The organism is Corynebacterium sp. A21, from assembly GCF_052266655.1.
Lineage (GTDB): Bacteria > Actinomycetota > Actinomycetes > Mycobacteriales > Mycobacteriaceae > Corynebacterium.
The window spans coordinates 193265-209227 of the sequence record NZ_JBQPQY010000004.1 but is presented as its reverse complement, the minus strand read 5'-3'; the positions used below and the strand labels follow the sequence as shown (position 1 = coordinate 209227).

The window sequence follows — 15963 nt, the reverse complement described above, 5'->3', positions numbered from 1 at the left end:
TAGCATTCCCTAGCTATTCCTGCGGCTAGATACAGCTCTCTGGTGAAGCCAGATGGCATGATCAAAATGGTGAAGCTCAATGTGGGGGTAGGCCGCCACCTGTACGGCTTCCACGAGTCGCCGGGCAGCGTGGGCGTCCACAGGGGCCAGTCCCGCTTCGGCTAGAGCGGTGTCCACGAAGCGGCAGATCATGGTGTCGGCTTTGATGCCAGGTTGCCCTAGGAGCATCGTGAGGTACTCGTAGGTAACCCATCCCAGCCCCTTCACTGCGGTGTAGGCACGTTTGTGATCCGGATTGAGTGCCTCAAGGTGGCTCGCGGTCTGGACTGGTGGATCCAGCGCCAGAAAGTTCTCGGCAGCTTCGACAACGCACACACTCTTGTAACGGCCAGCACTCTTGCCGTTGCCCATGACTTCTCGAATCGCCTGCTCGCCTAGCGAGCAAAGCCGTTCAAGGTCATTGGCCACCTCTGGATACGCACTACGGAAAGCTCGCACCCTGTTCAGGACGCCCTTGGTCGGATCCTTTGCAAGGTAATCGGCCTGAATGGAATAAACCGCGTCTACCAGGGAGATTCCAATCTGATCTGGCCATCCATCCGGTGACGTTGCGAAATAGATTTCGTCAATGTTTTCGACTGCGTTCGTAACTGCTAGAACGGACTGCTGATCCATCACATTTCCCTTTCCATCAGCATAACGTTGCCCGATTCCACGATGCGGCACTGTATTCGGCAGCAGTATCACCACATAACAGCAGGTTGCTCTAAGAGGAGAAGACAACATCCCGCGGGCTATTCAACCCCGGGGTAAAAGCTCACAGCCAAGGATCTAAGAGGGGGGTCGGGCCCGTATCCGACGGGAAACTCAATTGCTATATCTAGTTCTGCCGCGAGTTTACAGTTTCATCCCTGGATCCAGCGGTGTGGTTTCCATACTCTTCGTAACCTAGAGGAATCACTTGTTTTGATGGTCTCTGGCACCGTCAGACCTTCTATTTTATCAAAAGGCAGATACGCCACTTACCAGGATTTGACCTTGTCACCCGCCGCCCGGCGGTAGGAACCGGGCACATTGATTCCCATCAGCAATCTTTATCGAGCGACTGCTTCGACGTAGTAGATGTAGTCAGCATCGGCTCCCGTTGCCACTCCCACTCGGTCGGCGGAAGTTGAGTCACTTCCCCTCTGCACAGCAGTCAGGTAGTTCTGCTCTTCCTTACTGATCCACGCTTCGATCACATCCCGGGGGATGCGCCACAAGCGGCCGCTCACGCCGTCCTGGGACTCCATGTACTCCCCATACGAGCTATATGCGTTATAGGTGTAGGTCAGCTCACCTGCCACAGCCCGGGCAACGAGAGACTCGGCGTACTCGCGGGCCTCATCATCGAGCACATACCCGGAGACGAGGAAGGTGTTCGTCCGGATCTCGAGCAGACGCTGTTCAGGTGACTGTTCAACCGGAGCGGCAGGACTGGAGCTGAGCGCAAAATTTGCGGAACCCGCAGGTTGCGAATGTGCGACGCTAATCCCGGGATAGGCCACCACAGCAGCAAGCAGGATTCCGGCTGCTTTACTCATAAAATTTTTCATGAGTAAAGAATGCCAGGCCAGCAGCTCAGACGTGCTGTTATCAGCAAGAAGGGCGCCTTACTGCTCGGCCAAGGCGCGGTAAAGGGTAGCTCGCCCGACGCCGAGATCCTTGGCAATAGCGACCTTAGACTCCCCGGCGGCTACCCGCCGGCGGGCTTTCTCCAGGTCCTCGGGGCTGATGGCGCGTTTGCGCCCCTTGTACTTGCCGGCCTTCTTCGCCAGGACAATGCCCTCGGCCTGGCGCTCGCGGATGATGGAGCGTTCGAACTCGGCGAACGAGCCGAGGATGCTGAGCATGAGGGTGTCGCGTGGGTCGGTGGATTCCTTCGAGAACGTCAGGTTCTCCTTGAGGAAGTGCACCGATGCTCCCTTGGCGGTGATCTGGTCAATGATGCCCCGTAGGTCGACCAGGGAGCGGGCGAGCCGGTCGATGGAGGCCACATACAGCTCGTCGTGGTCGCGCAGGTAGTCGATACAGTTGTCCAGGCCTGGCCGGTTAGCCCTCGAGCGGGCGGAGAGCTCGTCGATGAACTCCTTGTCGACTGCGCCGATCATGGCGCGTTGCCGGGCGAGGTTCTGGTCCGTGCTCGAGACCCGCAGGTAGGAAAACCGTTGTCCCTTCAGCGTCGGTACCAGTGCCGCAGGGGTGGGGACAGCCACCTCCGTGGTGGGGGTCGTGGCCGGCGCCACCGCGGGCTCGCTCTCCTGCTGCTTCTCCCCTACTTCTTCGGCCGGTTCCGAGGGGTGCCCGTCGGGCTTGTTGGTGGTGTCGGCGGGATGGTGCCAGGTGGGGATGGTCCAGCCGATGCCCGTACCACCGTCGAAGCAGATGTCCCTGGTGGGAAAGTCCTGGACATCAGACCAGGTGTTGTCCCCGAGGTAGACCTGGGCCTTGGTGATCACGGCGTAGACCCGCTGGATTCTCAACCGGTCCTGCGGTGTCCCGGCCAGGCCGAGATAGGTCGCATGCCCCGGGTTCTGGGCGTGCTGGTCGAAGCGGGCGCCGCCGTCGCCGAGGATCAGCTCGGTGGCCACGAACTCCTCAGCAGGTGACCAGGAGCGGCCGTTGTTGGTGGAGCGGCGGATGCGGGTGGTCTTCTTCGACTTGCGGATGATCTCGACCCGGTCCTCGGGCCGGCCGAAGGTGTCGAGCAGTGTGCCGATTCTGGCCATCCCCGCCTCCAATGTCTCACAGAGTTATTGACCTCATAGAGAAGTGTATCAGAACGGCCCCGTAGGACTTGGTGATACAGGCAATGTCCCGGCCGATCACCCGTCCCCCTGGGGTATACCTAATGAGACTGTCTGGGGGGGGATTGCGTGCGACTCGCGACTTCGTTCTTTCCCAGCTGTGCAAAAGTGGCCACCGGAAATACCTGGTCAAGGACCAGATTACGCTCCGTAGTTCAGATGAGCCTTGCACGAATCAGGTTGTCCTGAAACAGTGACGTCCGCGTCGATGACGATGGTCTTACCGGCTGGGGCGAGGCCGGGAAAAACCGCGCCTCCGCCGTTAATTTGCCCTGTTTCGTCGTAGCAGACGAGACCTCCCCGGAGGCCTGTGAGATCAGCGTCGGTCTCATTGGTGAATTCGAAAGACGCCGTGTGGGCTCCGTATTGATCCTGCGTGAGTTTGGTTGCCTCTAATACCGGCAATGGCGTGCTGCTGAATCCTCCCATGCCGTAGTCACTAATCGTGACTGACGGTTCGATGCTAGCGACAGTGGCGTCAGCCCCAGCGGTGGAGCCAAGCCAGACGGGGAGGACAAGTTCTTGTCCAGCCCATGCGAATGACTCGACCTGCTCCTCGGTCGCTAGGATCCCGCCCTCGGCGTCGAGGAAATTAACCGATGCAGTGACATACTCTCCGACAGCAGCTTCGCCGGGGGTGGTTACAATCACGATTCCTTGAGCGGAGCTCTCGTCCTGTCCGAAACCAGAGTCCACAATCTCCACGGCAGGCAGCTCTTCTTGACTGCTTAAGGAGGGGCTATCGTTTCCTGCAGACTGCTTCTCTAGTGCAATCGTCATGGTTATCCCCATTGCCGATTGGCTATAGCTGAGTTTCCCGTCGTCATAGGTGAATTCCTTGATGTCGTCCGACGAGGCCAACAGGGCCCTGTCCGTCTCCTCGACGTTGCGCTCTGAGACCACGTCTTGCGGCAATGCACCTTCTACCTTGGGGTCAAAAGTGCCAACCCAATACACCCCCCTGGTGTCCCCGCCGTCGGAAACCCAGTCAATTGAAATCGTTCCCTCAGTGATGACAGCTTCCATCCAGGCGTCTTCACTGTTCACGTTCTTATCTGACCACACGCCCGTCAGATCCGATACGGCCGATTCTTGCTCTGCGGATGATTGATCAGGCGAGCTGCCATCGGGGCCACTGCAACCGCCGACCAGTAGGGCGGTAGCGAGAACTCCAAGAGCTAAGCATTTTCTCATAAAATTATTAAAGCATAGGCCCGCCCAGTCGTAGACAGCCTGATCCGGTGGCTCCGCTCTATCCCAGTGAATGTCATTGTCAGAGATCGAAGCATCTTCAGAGGTATGCCCGTGCAGGCATAATGAAATCGACAAAATGGGCGCCAGTGCCTATTCTTATTCCATGAATAAGGTCAGCCTACGTAATTTTAATATGCTAGGTAAGGAAGCGTCGGTCTCTGTCGCCGATGTCCAGCGGGTGCGGCGTCAACGTCGGTTGGCCCAAACGGATCAGGAGCATGCCGATGTGCGGGCGCACATGCGCGACCTTTCCGGTGGCCTGAGGGCCAAGCCTCGGGCGAACACGAAACTTCTGAAGATTTCCGGAATCAGCGTCATCGTTCTCGGGTTGATTATCAGTGGCGTGCTCTTTTATGTCGCTGACCTGGTATGGCCAATGTGGCGTGCATTGATGGAGTCGTAATTATGAGTGAAAATAGTTCAAAAGAGAACAACAGCAAGGGCGGCCTCCTCGGCGTTGGCATATGGCTTGCCGGATTCGTGACTTTTTTCTTGTGGGGTCCTGCTCTGTGGGTCCTCGCTTTTGTGGTGACGTTCGGTTCCCTCATTGCCGGAGCCTTTTTGTTAATTCGTTCCCACTCTTCGGGTGACCAGGAACGCCAGGTGGTCAATGAGGAAATCGAAGCGATGGCCAGCGACGCTTCCTTTGATGTCAGCGAACAGATTATTTTTTGGGACAAGATCATGTTCACCAAGGGTGTTGGCACTCAACTGGAGGGGCGTGAGCAGGAGATCTCAGAAATTCACCGTCGCCTTGTGAATGTGCGGGGAGAAATCGCCGCTGCCGAGAGCCCGCAGCACCGTCTTGAGGCGGTGTTGGCGGCGGATGCGGTCCTGGCGACTGCCCGCTTGCTTCGTTAAGGGTCTTCAGCCGCGTCGCGACTCCGGCACTGCATCATGCTTGGTGCTGTTGCAAAGTTTAGATGGAGAGCCGAAAGCTTCAGTTTTTCATCGCCTGATGAGTGCTGGGCGCCGGCCGTTAGGGTCAGAAGGAATTTGCACAGATACCAAAAGGGTGCTGTTGCGAGAATCAAAGCTTCCGGTAGATGTCTTTGCGATGGCCGAGATGCAGGACCAGGATAATCAGCTCACCGTCGTTGATGTCGTAGATTACTCGGTAGGAGCCCACCCTCAAACGGTATTCCCCTTCACCGCCCTGCAGCTTTTTCACTCCGTCGGGGCGCAGCTGGTGAGCCAGATCGTCGATAGCGGTGATGATCGTCCGTTAATACTGGCGATCGAACTTGCGGAGGGCTTTCGCTGCCGAAGGCTTATAGGTAATCGAATAGCGCGGTTCAGGCATGGGCGGACAGATCAGCCCAGCCCGAGTTCAGTCTTGAGGGCCTCATGGGAGATCTCACCAGCTTCTTGGCGAGCATCTGCTGCGGCGCGGATGTCTTCAATATTCTCCAGCGCCTGGACCGCACGGTCATGGAAGTCTGGGGAGACAACTACTGCGCGGCGACGGGTCCCGCGACTGAGGATGGCAACGGGTTCGCGTTGGGCGGTGTCGAGGTAGCGGCTTTGTTCGCTACGGAACTCGCTGGGAGTCGCAGTGGTACTCATAAATCTTTACCGTACATCTTGTACAAGATGTAGGGTAAGAAGCCCCGCCAGATCCACCGCGGACACTCCCCAAAACCGCCTGGGTGCTGTTGTAAATAGGATTTTCTGTTTACTCACTATTGGTTAGCGTCCAGCGCACGATAGGTTGCAGCTCCACTAATTTGGTCCGAAAAGCGAGTTTGCAACAGCATCATGTAAGGTTTACTTTTCCAATTTCCTACCTTCCATTAAGTCCGGGGCGAACCACACCACTCCAGTGGACTTGCGTCACATCTGCGTATGACCGTATTAGTCAAGGCCAATCCAGCGGTTTCCCCACCGCAATCACAGAATTCATCAGACTCAGAAATGCAATCACCAGAAATCGCGGATGTAAAAATCAAGATAATCCCATGATTCAGTACTGGGACAGTAAGTCGATGAACCGCCCATCACACTGATAAATACAATCTCTTCCCGCGCGCTAGAAGCTTCGATGGACTCCTCACTTAGGCTTTCCCCTAAGACTGGGTGCCGTTCAACAGCTTGCTCTAACTTGCCACCTGTCTCCTCCACAAAGGGCACCAGCCATTCCAGATCCAGATCTTTTTCGCCCTTTTCTTCGGAGAGAAATTCAGTGAAGAACTTTGCTCGTTCCGCGTCTGGAACGACTCGGCAAGCCGTACCGCCAAGGTCACGAAACGCAGCGACATTTTCCGGCAGATCTTCAGACATCGTGAAAAAGCTGTCAGTCATCGCGAAAAGAAACTCTTCACGGAAAGACTCGTTCTCCTGCACGGCGGCGACTATCCCCCCTCTTATTTCTTCTGCCGTGGCCTCCCACACCTTGTCATAGTCGTCATGGTCGAACATCTCATCGCCGAACATCTCATCGCCGATTCGTTCGATTTGCGACTCATAAATGCGCTCATAATACTCCTCGCCGAAGCCATGGCGCTCCAGAGCTTCGTCCATCGACTCGGGAAACTCCTCGGGCGGAGTGTCTGAGTATCCCTCGTTCTTCGATGTCTGCCCTATGTTCGCCCCACAAGCGGTCAGCATGAGCGAGACTGCGACTATCAGTGAGCCGATCTTAAACTTGACCTGTGACCGCATCTATCTCCCTAGGAACGAACTCTTATCAAATTGTCAGGATAGCACAAATACTTGGACGGTCATGTGAACTTTAAAATGTTTACACTATTGGATATCAGCTTTCTGACGGTCTCCGGCAATCAGGCAATTCGGGAAATCACCTGCAATTCTCGGAAGATTACCGACTAGCCCGGATTCTTCACGGTGATCAGCTGACACGTGCTAAGGGGATGATCTTCGGCTCGATCGAGATCACCACTTCCAACGAGGAGATCGAGGTCGAGAAGGTCGCTGGCGACGAGGTCGATGCTTTCGTGGGTGTTGTTGCAAACTCGCGTTTTTGATGAAAACGACTCAGTCGGCCACCTGTGTTGCGCTGCACGCTATCAAATAGTTAGTAACCAGAAAATCCTCTTTGCAACAGCACCAGATTAATGAAGATCGGATATTAGGAGAGCACGATGAGCGATTCTGGAAAGAAGAAACCACACTCAGAACACATCATTCTGGGGCTATCGGAAGGGAATAATATTTCTTTAGGAGCAAACTGGAAGATTACCTCGAAGAAAAATGATTTTTATATCACGCCTGTTCATGAAGGTGATCCCCAGCCCATGCATGTATCACTGCACGGTCCGAATGACCAGTACCCCACGGAGAGATTTCACGTAAAAATAGACCGCAAGTCCGCGAAAAAGGCGGGACTGAAAATGGAGTCGCAGATCCCCAAGAAAGGAGCTTCTTTCTCGGGAAAACAGGTGGGGGAGAATGCCTTTCTCGTGGCGAGGTTGCGCTGGTCGTGGCACCTGCAACGAAATAGATTTAGGGAAATAACTCGAACAAGCTTCATTCCTCCTGTAGGGGAACATGACAGTGGATTAGTGATGCCACGAGTCTTACAGAAGAATCATGCATGGGACATCGACATAGTTATCTCCCGAGAAGCTCCCTTCTGGCCTTCCGAGGAAAGTATCTTTTTTCAGGGCCAACCAAGTAATGAATGGAGCCCCCATCTAGGGCCGCTCAGTAATGATTCCGGGTTATGGCTCACTGGAACCTCATACCATCGCGATCAGATTTTGAGCCCTACCCCGGAGAGTGTTGATCCGCCATTTCCAAAACTGGGGGAAAATCCTTGCAGAATTCTCTCAGCGGGCATCGGAGATGACGATGTCTACTGGATGCATGAAACCATTACCAGTGAAGAGTTTACAACTGAGATAAGTGAAAAACCTCAAACTGAATGAATCATTGGGGTATATCCCATCACGCAGACTGCAGGCCTCCCTTTCGGCGGAGGGAGGCTTGCAGTTAGTCAGAAGACTTCTAACGATCCCGGCCCTCGACTGCTGGGCTACCTCACCGAACTGACCGAAGGTCGGTCACCACCCGGAACCCGATGTTCCCGGAGGTGGATTCCGGGGTGTTGGAGTTGCGTGCCGCGACCCGGTAGCGGTTGCAGTAGGAGTCGTGGCACAGATACGACCCACCCCGCAGCATGTGTGTGATCAACTCTTTGTAGGCCGGTTGAGCAGCAAAACCCGGCCATCTCAGCGGCTGGTTTCCTGCCAAAAGAGCACGGAAAACCTGCCACGCCACCGCACATCCTCTGACTATCCGTCAGCAGCGAGTCGCGGTGCATGTTTCCCCAAGACAAGATCACACACATCTCAGGTGGCCGGCCGCAGACCCGACAGCCGACTTTGGCTCAAGCTAAAGGTCATGGGCCCGCCACCGTTAGATAGGTTCCTTCAAGGCGCTTCCCAACCCTTTTCACAAGTGGAGCGCCCAGAAGGAAGGAACCCGAAAGAAGATGGCGGTACCCATGACCGTTGTAGAAGATATCAGGAGACTCGACTCCCAGGGAGTCTCCGGCCGTGAAATCGCCCGACAACTCGGCATCAGCCGCGACTCGGTGGCGAAATACACCAGCATCGACGACTTCTCCCCAGCACCACCGACACCGGTTAAACGCCCCGGGGCTCAAGTTCTCGACGGACTCGAAGTCATCATTGACGGCTGGCTCGACGATGATATGAAACGTCCCCGCAAGCAACGCCACACCAGCCGACGTGTCTTCGACCGCCTCGTCACCGAATACGACTACCCCGGGTCCTATTCACCAGTCCAGCGCTACATCAAGGTCTGGCGCCAGGGTCACCGTCATCCCGGTGACGGCTATATCGAATTGACCTGGTCACCTGGCACTGCCCAGGTTGATTTCGGCGAAGCCGAGGCCCTGATCGCCGGGGAACGCCTGAGTCTTCATATCCTGATCGTGACGTTCCCATTTTCAAATATGCGCTTCATTCAGGCCTACCGCGGGGAAACCGCGGAATGTGTCTGTCACGGACTACGCACCATCTTCGAACACATCGGTGGTGTACCCCGGCAGCTGATCTTCGATAACGCCACCGGCGTCGGCCGACGCACCGGGGCCAAAATCATCGAGTCGAAGCTGTTTTCCGGGTTCAAGCTGCATTACCGAACCTCGACACGCTACTGCAATCCGTACTCGGGCAATGAGAAAGGAAACGTGGAAAACGCGGTCGGATTCCTCCGTCGCAACCTCATGGTCCCTGAACCCGTCGCCACTACCCTGACCGGGCTCAACACTACATTTTTGACCCAGTGCCAGGACTTGGCCTTGAAGCCACACTGGCGTAAACAACAACCCATCATCGAGCTGTTTTCAGAAGACATCGCCGCCTGTCTGGATCTTCCCGGGGTCGGTTTCGATCCGGTGCGCTATGAATCCCGCAAGGCCGATAAAACCGGCACGATCACCGTCGAGGACAATTTCTACCTCGCCGGCCCCTCTTTTCATGATCGGCTGCTCACCGTGGCAATCCGTCATGACGTTATCGAGATCCTGGATGAAACCTCACGCCCGATCGTCACTTTCCCCCGGTCCTATGATCACCAGGATACGACCGTGTTCACTCCCTCATCACTGCTTCCGGCGTTGATCACCAAGCCTGGGGCCTGGGCAAACTCACCGGTACGCCCGCTGATTCCTGATGTGGTCCGTGATGTACTGGATACAGCTGATGCCACGGACCGGTCCCGGATACTGGCTGGGATCAACCAGGCCAGTACCGCGACCTCATTTACCAGCGCTATTGCTGCTTGTGAGCATATGGTCGCGGTGGGCCAGGACCCGGCAGGTCCGGGATTGGGCATGCTTGCCCGGCGCATCGCCCAAGGCATGCAACCCTCAACATCTGAGGTAGATCTGTCGATCTATGATCTGCTGCCGGCGCACCGCCACACACACCACCACCACAATGATCAGGACGCGCAGGTGGGGGCATGATTGAACCGATCACCGCGGCAGATATCATCACCGCAGGTAAAGCCACCTCACTCACCGCCACGGTTCTAGCGGACTGGGCAGAAAAGGGCACCCCCAAACAACGCGAATACCTCCACGGACTCCTGATCGCTGAACAGCAGTCCCGTCATAGTGCCCGCAGTGCCAGGCTGCTACGCGCAGCAAAATTGCCGATGGCCAAGACCTTGGAGGGCTACGACTGGACCAGCATCAACTTCCCTGAAGGGTACGGCCGTGACCGTGTACGGTCCCTAGACTTTATGGACACCGGTGGTGACCTGGTCTTTTATGGTGATGTCGGTACCGGGAAAACGCACCTGGCCTGCGCTCTTGTCGCGCACGCCTGCCAGAGGGGCATCCCTGCGAGGTTTTTCACCACCGCATCACTGGTCGCGCATCTACGCCGGGCGAAGGAATCTGACCGGCTCGACAAGGAACTGGCCAGCCTGGGCAAGAATCGGCTGTTGGTCATCGATGAATTCGGCTATTTGCCCATCGATACCGAGGGCGCGCGACTGTTGTTCCAGGTCATCGCTGATGCCTACGAAAAACGCAGTTTGATCCTGACCACGAATCTGGCGTTTTCACAATGGGGTGCCGTCTTCGGTGACGATCATATGGCCGCTGCGGTGATTGATCGGATTGTTCACCACGGCAGGCTGCTGCACTTTCGCGGGGAGTCCTACCGGGTCAAACACGCCCTGATGAGCTAAATCCCCTCCACCCATGAAGATCGGAGATTTCAACATGATGACACCTATCCAGACCATCACCGAGGATCAACCGGATTCGTCCAGTAATGCCGAGGGCCTGCTCACCGAGGCCATGGACCTTTTGACGTGTATTGAGTCAACCCTGCGGATCGCTGATACCGATACCCAGATCGCGGTGGCGCGTCTTTCAGAGCTGTATCTTGGCGCCGATGATGGTGATCATTTCCCGAAAGTTCTGGACACGATCACCCAGCTACGAGACCGGATTTATGCCCATATTGACCAGCCCGACTGAGCCTGGTTTAGCGCCGCGCTCTTTTGGCGGGTTTTGCTGCTGAAGTGGCAGGTTTTTCCGCGCTCTTTTGGTAGGTAAAAAGTTGACAAAACACACCGCAGCACCCGCAGTGTCCCTGACTCCGGTCCCTGGGGGTCCGCAAGCGGGGCATGCAAGTAGTAGTCCGCGTCGAACCAGTCCTGGCACCATTCCCACACGTTGCCGGCCATCTGCCACAACCCATACCCGTTGGGTTGGTAGCTCTTCACAGGCGCGGTCGTCAGATGGCCATCCTCGGCGGAGTTCTCGTGCGGAAACCGGCCCTGCCAGATGTTGCAGTTCCACTCCCCACCCGGGGTCAGGTCATCTCCCCAGGCCAGACGCTTTCCACTCAGGCCACCCCGGGCGGAGTACTCCCACTCAGCCTCAGTGGGAAGGCGGGTGCCGGCCCAGGCGCAATAGGCCTGAGCATCATCCCAGGAGACGTGGACGACCGGGTGGTTGTCCAGCCCGACCAGATCCGAGGCGGGTCCGTTGGGATGTCTCCAGTCGGCACCCCGGACGGCTAACCACCAGGGAACATGGGTCACCTGGTTGAGAATGTCGGAGCGCTGCCCCTGGAAAGCGGCGTAGAAGACGGCCGACTCTCCGTACTGCTCGGCGGTGGTGCGATAACTGGTCGCCTGGACGAATTCGTCGAACTGGGCGTTGGTCACTGTGGTGGTCTGCATGCGGAACCCGGGCAGGTGTACCTGATGCAGAGGGGTTTCGCCGTCCTGTGGGTAACCTTCGCCGTGGTGATCGCCCATAGTGAAGTCGCCGGCGGGTATGTCTGCGAACTCACCGGGTGCTCGGTCAACGATGACACGGCGTGGGACGTCGATAAGTACGTTGGGTTCCTGGATTGGGATGTCGGTTCTCGATGGGGAGCAGCAGCTACTCATCTGCAGCTCGCTCCGGTGTACCTAGGTCTTCTGCCCAGTCGATGGAGAACCACCTTTCGGCAATACCTGGAGAAATTTCATTGACGGCCTCGAAGTCCACCACTGCCACCCCATTTTCCTCAGCGTAACGGTCCCACTTTTCGGAAATTTCTTCAGCGATTTCTGGATGCTCTGCGATAACATCCTTCGTTTCTCCCGGGTCCTCGGCTAGGTTATATAGCGCGTATTCGCCTGTTCCGCCCATCGCTTCCGGAACGAAAATCAGCTTCCAGTCACCTGAGCGATAAGCCCGGTGCCCAAAGTGCTCCCATCCAAATTCGTCGTCACCGATGGTATCTGAGGTGCCCTCCAACAACGGCTTGGCTGAGTCTCCCAGCAGATTTTCCGCTGATCCGAGATCAGCTCCTGCGTAATCAGCGAACGTGGGATAAAGATCAGTGATGTGGGCGAAAGTATCGACGATCCGATGGGTGTCAGCGGATCCCGAGACTGGAGTCTTAATAACGGATGGGACCCGGGTGCCGCCATCGAAAAGCGTGTTTTTGGCCTGGAAGTAAGGCCCCGAAGATACCTGTGCATTAGGGAGGGAAATTGTAGGGTATGAGCCTTCGTACCCGTACATTTCGGCTTCCCCCACCAATGGGAAGGCTTCGCTGTGCCATTCCACATCTCCAAGAGCTGCGGCCATGGGTGAAGTACTAGCGGAGGCTCCGTTATCGCTGGCCAACACGAAAAGGGTGTTGTCGTATTCTCCGGTTTCCTTGAGACGGTCGATTACTCGACCAACCTGCTCATCTGTTTCATGGAGGACTGCAGCGTAAACCGCCATTCGGTATGCCAGGTCATTCTGCTGCTCGGGGCTTAGCGAGTCCCACTCCGGGACTTGTTCCGGCCAGCGCGTGTCAACATTGCCATCGATGAGTCCGAGGTTTGCCATCCGCTGGATACGTTCAGAACGGGCTTCCTCGTAGTTGTAGTTGTCTAGGTAGATGTCAAGGTAATGGTCAATGAGCGCCTTGTCCTCGACATGGAGAGGATCATGCGGCGCGTTATACGCGAGATACCCGAAGAAGGGCTTGTCCGATTCCTCATTGCCGACCATATCGAGCATTTCATCAGTAAAAGCGCGAGTGGTGAAGAAATCTTTTGGCAAGGTGTTGTTATCGACTACTTCGCCGTCGCGTTCATAGACCACAGTATCCCCGGTTTCCTCTGAACCGAAGAGACGATGAGCGTCCGAGAAGTAGGAAGCTCCCGCATCGTAGAGGGTGAAGTTCCGGTCGAAGCCGAGATCTGCGGGGGTTTGTCCTTCATCGGCCCCCAGGTGCCATTTCCCGACCTGGTAGGTGTCGTATCCTTCTTCGCCAAGAACTTCGGCGATTCCGGTGAAGTCACCTTCCAGACTGCCTTTGTAGCCTGGGGTGGTCTCAGCGACGCCAGGAGGGGTCATGCCTTCCATCGAACCGAGTCCTACACGATGCCGGTCCTGGCCAGTCATGAGAGATGCCCGCGTGGGAGCGCAGAGAGGGGAAGTGTGAAAATCTGTAAATTGTGCGCTTTCTTGCGTAAGCGCGTCAATATTGGGGGTTTCTGCTTCTCCACCGTATGCCCCCAGGTCTGTGTACCCGAGATCATCTAGGAGAACCATCATAATATTTGGCGGTTCCTGGTTAGCGACGGCTGCCGACGTTTCTTCAGTTTCCGTAACTGGTGTACTGCTGCATCCGACGAGGGTTGTAGCGAGAGCAATTGAAGCTCCGAGAGATAATCCAGCTAACGCAGATCGAGAGGGGCGGTTTTTAGGCATATATTTCATTGGTGATCACCTATTGATGTCTTATAGGAGAGGGGGAGTTGTTGCCTGAACAGACTAATCACTGCGGTGGCCCTCGAATGTGAACCTATTTTCGGGAGGGAAAGGTGGGAAAGGCAGGGCCAGGGTGGTGTCTGGATAACCTACCCATGGCGTTATGCTATCCGGACATGACGCGGTGACAGTGATCCATCAAGTGGTCGTAGTCCTCTGAAGAAGAAATTTCGAGGTATTCCGTGTCAGTCACGGCTTCCAGGTTGTGGCCCTTCTGCCAGTAGTAGACAGAACCGGCGGGGAAATCCGTGGCTCCCTCTTCGGTATGCACCCGCATTGTTCCCTTGATGACGTATCCCCAATGTGGCCATTGGCACCGGTCCTCGGGGAGACCCTTAAATAGAGGGTCCGTCCGCATTCCGTTATCAAGGCGGATGAGGCATTGAGCGAGTCCGTCGGCATCGAAACGACGGATTTCAACTCCTGGTCCTTTGAGTACGGTTTCCATTTCTTCCCAGGTCTTACTCTGAGTCATGATTGATCCTTTCGGGGTGTGTCCATGGTTTGCGCAGCGATGTGAAGCTTTAAAGAGGGGTGGGTCAACGGTTCGACAGGTGTGATCGTCATATCTTTAGTGGCAATCGGGCCTTCATAGGTAGATGGTCTGGGTCTGTTGGTAGGAGGTGAGTCCTTCTGGTCCGAGTTCCCGGCCCAAGCCGCTGTTCTTAACACCGCCGAAGGGCGCGGCGGGATCAGGAATGTAGCGGTTTACGCCGATGGTTCCGGTTTCCACACGGCGGGCCAGCGCAGCACCCCGGGCAGGGTCACTAGTCCAGATGGTGCCGCCGAGGCCAAATTCCGAGTCATTGGCAATTTGGATGGCCTGGTCCTCGTCGTTGTAGGGAATGACGCTGAGAACTGGGCCGAAGATCTCCTCGCGAGCGATCACGGCGTTGTTGTCGACGTCGGCGAACACCGTCGGTTCCACGAAGAATCCCACGTCGAGGTGTTCCGGTCGGCCCCCACCCACGGTGATGCGTCCCCCGGCGTTTCGACCCTGTTCAATGTAAGATTGAACCTTATCTCGCTGCCGAGCTGTGGCTAGTGGACCGATTTGGGTATCGGGCGAGGAAGCCGAGCCTACTTTGAGACTTCCGGCGAAGGCGGTGAACGCGTCCACTACTTCTTCGTAACGTGATTTCGGCGCGAGGACGCGGGTCCCGATGAAACAAGTTTGCCCGTTGTTAAGCAGCGTGGAAGTGAACAGGCCCTCACCGATCTCGTTTAGATCCAGTTCGGCGTCGTCGAGAACGATGGCAGCTGACTTTCCACCCAGTTCAAGAGTCACCGGACGGAGCAAGCGCCCGCAGACTTCACCGATTTTCTTACCAGCAGCGGTCGACCCAGTGAAAGCAACCTTGTCAACCTTTGGGTGGGAAACCAGGTAGGAGCCAGCCTCGCGGCCGCCCGGGACGATGTTGACCACACCAGCCGGAACTCCGGCGGCTTCCACGGCCTCTGCAAGGAGGTAGGCATCCAGAACGGTTTCCGGAGAAGGTTTGATGACGATGGTGCATCCCGCCGCCAACGCAGGGGCAAGCTTGAACATGGTCAGGGCCTGGGGAAAGTTCCAGGGGACGATCGCAGCCACGACCCCGATGGGGTGTTTCCGAACCTCGATTTCACCCCCGAACATTCCCTGCCGTATCTGGCGGGTTTCAGTTTCACTGACCAGGTCAGCGTAGTAACGCAAGATCGCGCTTGGGTAACCCGTCTCGAGCTGGGCGGCCACCGCCACGGGCATCCCGTTCTGAGAACTGACCCGCTGCTGAAACTCCTCGGCACGGGCGTCGATCTCATCGGCGAGACGGCGCATTACTACAGACCGTTCACTAGGCTCCCAGCCGGACCACGTGCGGGGATCGTCGAAGGCTCGGCGTGCAGCTGTCACAGCCGCATCCATATCGGCTTCGACTGCCTCCGGGACCTGGCCAAGAGGTTGTTCTGTACTCGGGTCGATCGGAACAATGATGTCTGTACCTGCCGGCGAGACCCATGTGCCGTCGATAAAGAACCTGTCATAGAACATGTTTCTGTTGTCCTTACCGGGATAGTGAGGGATATGTCTTACACACCGACCAGTATTGTGGT

The 15963-nt window shown here is 56.4% G+C and carries 18 protein-coding genes; 6 read left to right on the top strand and 12 right to left on the bottom strand.

Annotated features, from left to right (window positions below; genetic code table 11):
* Positions 1-9 precede the first annotated feature (9 nt).
* The 4 genes from ACTU46_RS09040 to ACTU46_RS09025 form a co-directional block, all read right to left on the bottom strand.
* Positions 10-675, bottom strand: a complete 666-nt coding sequence (locus ACTU46_RS09040; RefSeq protein WP_443381060.1) for a hypothetical protein — start codon at positions 673-675, stop codon at positions 10-12.
* Positions 676-1094: 419 nt separating this feature from the next.
* Positions 1095-1583 carry a hypothetical protein gene (locus tag ACTU46_RS09035; protein ID WP_443381058.1) on the bottom strand — a complete coding sequence of 163 codons (489 nt, stop codon included), beginning with the start codon at positions 1581-1583 and terminating at the stop codon, positions 1095-1097.
* A gap of 69 nt (positions 1584-1652) precedes the next feature.
* Positions 1653-2768, bottom strand: a complete 1116-nt coding sequence (locus ACTU46_RS09030) for a recombinase family protein (RefSeq protein ID WP_443381056.1) — start codon at positions 2766-2768, stop codon at positions 1653-1655.
* Between the two features lie 219 nt (positions 2769-2987).
* Complete coding sequence (locus ACTU46_RS09025; RefSeq protein WP_443381054.1) at positions 2988-4175, bottom strand: hypothetical protein; 1188 nt, start codon at positions 4173-4175, stop codon at positions 2988-2990.
* A 28-nt stretch (positions 4176-4203) separates the two neighbouring features.
* On the opposite strand from ACTU46_RS09025, the gene ACTU46_RS09020 reads away from it, so the two are divergent.
* Entirely contained in the window at positions 4204-4503 is a 300-nt protein-coding gene (locus ACTU46_RS09020) for a hypothetical protein (protein WP_443381053.1), read from the top strand.
* 2 nt (positions 4504-4505) lie between these two features.
* Complete coding sequence (locus ACTU46_RS09015) at positions 4506-4961, top strand: hypothetical protein (protein WP_443381052.1); 456 nt, start codon at positions 4506-4508, stop codon at positions 4959-4961.
* A gap of 169 nt (positions 4962-5130) precedes the next feature.
* Here ACTU46_RS09015 and ACTU46_RS09010 read toward each other — a convergent pair whose 3' ends face one another.
* The 3 genes from ACTU46_RS09010 to ACTU46_RS09000 form a co-directional block, all read right to left on the bottom strand.
* Positions 5131-5307, bottom strand: a complete 177-nt coding sequence (locus ACTU46_RS09010) for a type II toxin-antitoxin system RelE family toxin (protein ID WP_443381282.1) — start codon at positions 5305-5307, stop codon at positions 5131-5133.
* Positions 5308-5414: 107 nt separating this feature from the next.
* The gene (locus ACTU46_RS09005; protein WP_443381050.1) at positions 5415-5666 is read right to left on the bottom strand and encodes a type II toxin-antitoxin system Phd/YefM family antitoxin; all 252 of its coding nucleotides are present in this window, start codon (positions 5664-5666) and stop codon (positions 5415-5417) included.
* 354 nt (positions 5667-6020) lie between these two features.
* Complete coding sequence (locus ACTU46_RS09000) at positions 6021-6620, bottom strand: hypothetical protein (RefSeq protein ID WP_443381049.1); 600 nt, start codon at positions 6618-6620, stop codon at positions 6021-6023.
* Between the two features lie 581 nt (positions 6621-7201).
* Here ACTU46_RS09000 and ACTU46_RS08995 point away from each other — a divergent pair.
* The gene (locus ACTU46_RS08995) at positions 7202-7987 is read left to right on the top strand and encodes a hypothetical protein (protein ID WP_443381047.1); all 786 of its coding nucleotides are present in this window, start codon (positions 7202-7204) and stop codon (positions 7985-7987) included.
* A gap of 112 nt (positions 7988-8099) precedes the next feature.
* Here ACTU46_RS08995 and ACTU46_RS08990 read toward each other — a convergent pair whose 3' ends face one another.
* Positions 8100-8339 carry an SUMF1/EgtB/PvdO family nonheme iron enzyme gene (locus ACTU46_RS08990; RefSeq protein ID WP_443381045.1) on the bottom strand — a complete coding sequence of 80 codons (240 nt, stop codon included), beginning with the start codon at positions 8337-8339 and terminating at the stop codon, positions 8100-8102.
* 226 nt (positions 8340-8565) lie between these two features.
* On the opposite strand from ACTU46_RS08990, the gene istA reads away from it, so the two are divergent.
* The 3 genes from istA to ACTU46_RS08975 are packed head-to-tail and all read left to right on the top strand — an operon-like array spanning position 8566 to position 11082.
* On the top strand, positions 8566-10056 hold the full coding sequence (istA, locus tag ACTU46_RS08985; protein ID WP_443381043.1) for an IS21 family transposase: 1491 nt from the start codon (positions 8566-8568) through the stop codon (positions 10054-10056).
* Entirely contained in the window at positions 10053-10787 is a 735-nt protein-coding gene (gene istB, locus ACTU46_RS08980; protein WP_443381041.1) for an IS21-like element helper ATPase IstB, read from the top strand. The genes istA and istB overlap by 4 nt, the downstream gene beginning before the upstream one ends.
* Positions 10788-10800: 13 nt before the next feature.
* Entirely contained in the window at positions 10801-11082 is a 282-nt protein-coding gene (locus tag ACTU46_RS08975; RefSeq protein ID WP_443381039.1) for a hypothetical protein, read from the top strand.
* On the opposite strand, the gene ACTU46_RS08970 is transcribed toward ACTU46_RS08975, so the two are convergent.
* From ACTU46_RS08970 to ACTU46_RS08955, 4 genes are all read right to left on the bottom strand, one after another.
* The gene (locus ACTU46_RS08970) at positions 11055-11870 is read right to left on the bottom strand and encodes a formylglycine-generating enzyme family protein (RefSeq protein WP_443381038.1); all 816 of its coding nucleotides are present in this window, start codon (positions 11868-11870) and stop codon (positions 11055-11057) included. The genes ACTU46_RS08975 and ACTU46_RS08970 overlap by 28 nt on opposite strands.
* A gap of 127 nt (positions 11871-11997) precedes the next feature.
* Positions 11998-13653 (bottom strand): sulfatase-like hydrolase/transferase, encoded by a 1656-nt coding sequence (locus ACTU46_RS08965; protein ID WP_443381280.1) that lies wholly within the window; start codon positions 13651-13653, stop codon positions 11998-12000.
* Positions 13654-13978: 325 nt separating this feature from the next.
* Positions 13979-14347, bottom strand: coding sequence for a hypothetical protein (locus tag ACTU46_RS08960; RefSeq protein WP_443381037.1), 369 nt, complete (start codon positions 14345-14347; stop codon positions 13979-13981).
* 114 nt (positions 14348-14461) lie between these two features.
* The gene (locus tag ACTU46_RS08955; RefSeq protein ID WP_443381036.1) at positions 14462-15901 is read right to left on the bottom strand and encodes an aldehyde dehydrogenase; all 1440 of its coding nucleotides are present in this window, start codon (positions 15899-15901) and stop codon (positions 14462-14464) included.
* Positions 15902-15963: the final 62 nt, after the last annotated feature.

Bases quoted from the DNA above. Each gene is read 5' to 3' on its own strand.
- ACTU46_RS09000 (WP_443381049.1), bottom strand. From the start codon at position 6,620: ATGGACGAAGCTCTGGAGCGCCATGGCTTCGGCGAGGAGTATTATGAG.
- ACTU46_RS08965 (WP_443381280.1), bottom strand. From the start codon at position 13,653: ATGGTTCTCCTAGATGATCTCGGGTACACAGACCTGGGGGCATACGGT.
- ACTU46_RS08975 (WP_443381039.1), top strand. From the start codon at position 10,801: ATGAAGATCGGAGATTTCAACATGATGACACCTATCCAGACCATCACC.
- ACTU46_RS08955 (WP_443381036.1), bottom strand. From the start codon at position 15,901: ATGTTCTATGACAGGTTCTTTATCGACGGCACATGGGTCTCGCCGGCA.
- ACTU46_RS09020 (WP_443381053.1), top strand. From the start codon at position 4,204: ATGAATAAGGTCAGCCTACGTAATTTTAATATGCTAGGTAAGGAAGCG.
- ACTU46_RS08960 (WP_443381037.1), bottom strand. From the start codon at position 14,347: ATGACTCAGAGTAAGACCTGGGAAGAAATGGAAACCGTACTCAAAGGA.
- ACTU46_RS09005 (WP_443381050.1), bottom strand. From the start codon at position 5,666: ATGAGTACCACTGCGACTCCCAGCGAGTTCCGTAGCGAACAAAGCCGC.
- istA (WP_443381043.1), top strand. From the start codon at position 8,566: ATGACCGTTGTAGAAGATATCAGGAGACTCGACTCCCAGGGAGTCTCC.
- ACTU46_RS08995 (WP_443381047.1), top strand. From the start codon at position 7,202: ATGAGCGATTCTGGAAAGAAGAAACCACACTCAGAACACATCATTCTG.
- ACTU46_RS09040 (WP_443381060.1), bottom strand. From the start codon at position 675: ATGGATCAGCAGTCCGTTCTAGCAGTTACGAACGCAGTCGAAAACATT.
- ACTU46_RS09035 (WP_443381058.1), bottom strand. From the start codon at position 1,583: ATGAGTAAAGCAGCCGGAATCCTGCTTGCTGCTGTGGTGGCCTATCCC.
- ACTU46_RS09030 (WP_443381056.1), bottom strand. From the start codon at position 2,768: ATGGCCAGAATCGGCACACTGCTCGACACCTTCGGCCGGCCCGAGGAC.
- ACTU46_RS09015 (WP_443381052.1), top strand. From the start codon at position 4,506: ATGAGTGAAAATAGTTCAAAAGAGAACAACAGCAAGGGCGGCCTCCTC.
- istB (WP_443381041.1), top strand. From the start codon at position 10,053: ATGATTGAACCGATCACCGCGGCAGATATCATCACCGCAGGTAAAGCC.
- ACTU46_RS08970 (WP_443381038.1), bottom strand. From the start codon at position 11,870: ATGGGCGATCACCACGGCGAAGGTTACCCACAGGACGGCGAAACCCCT.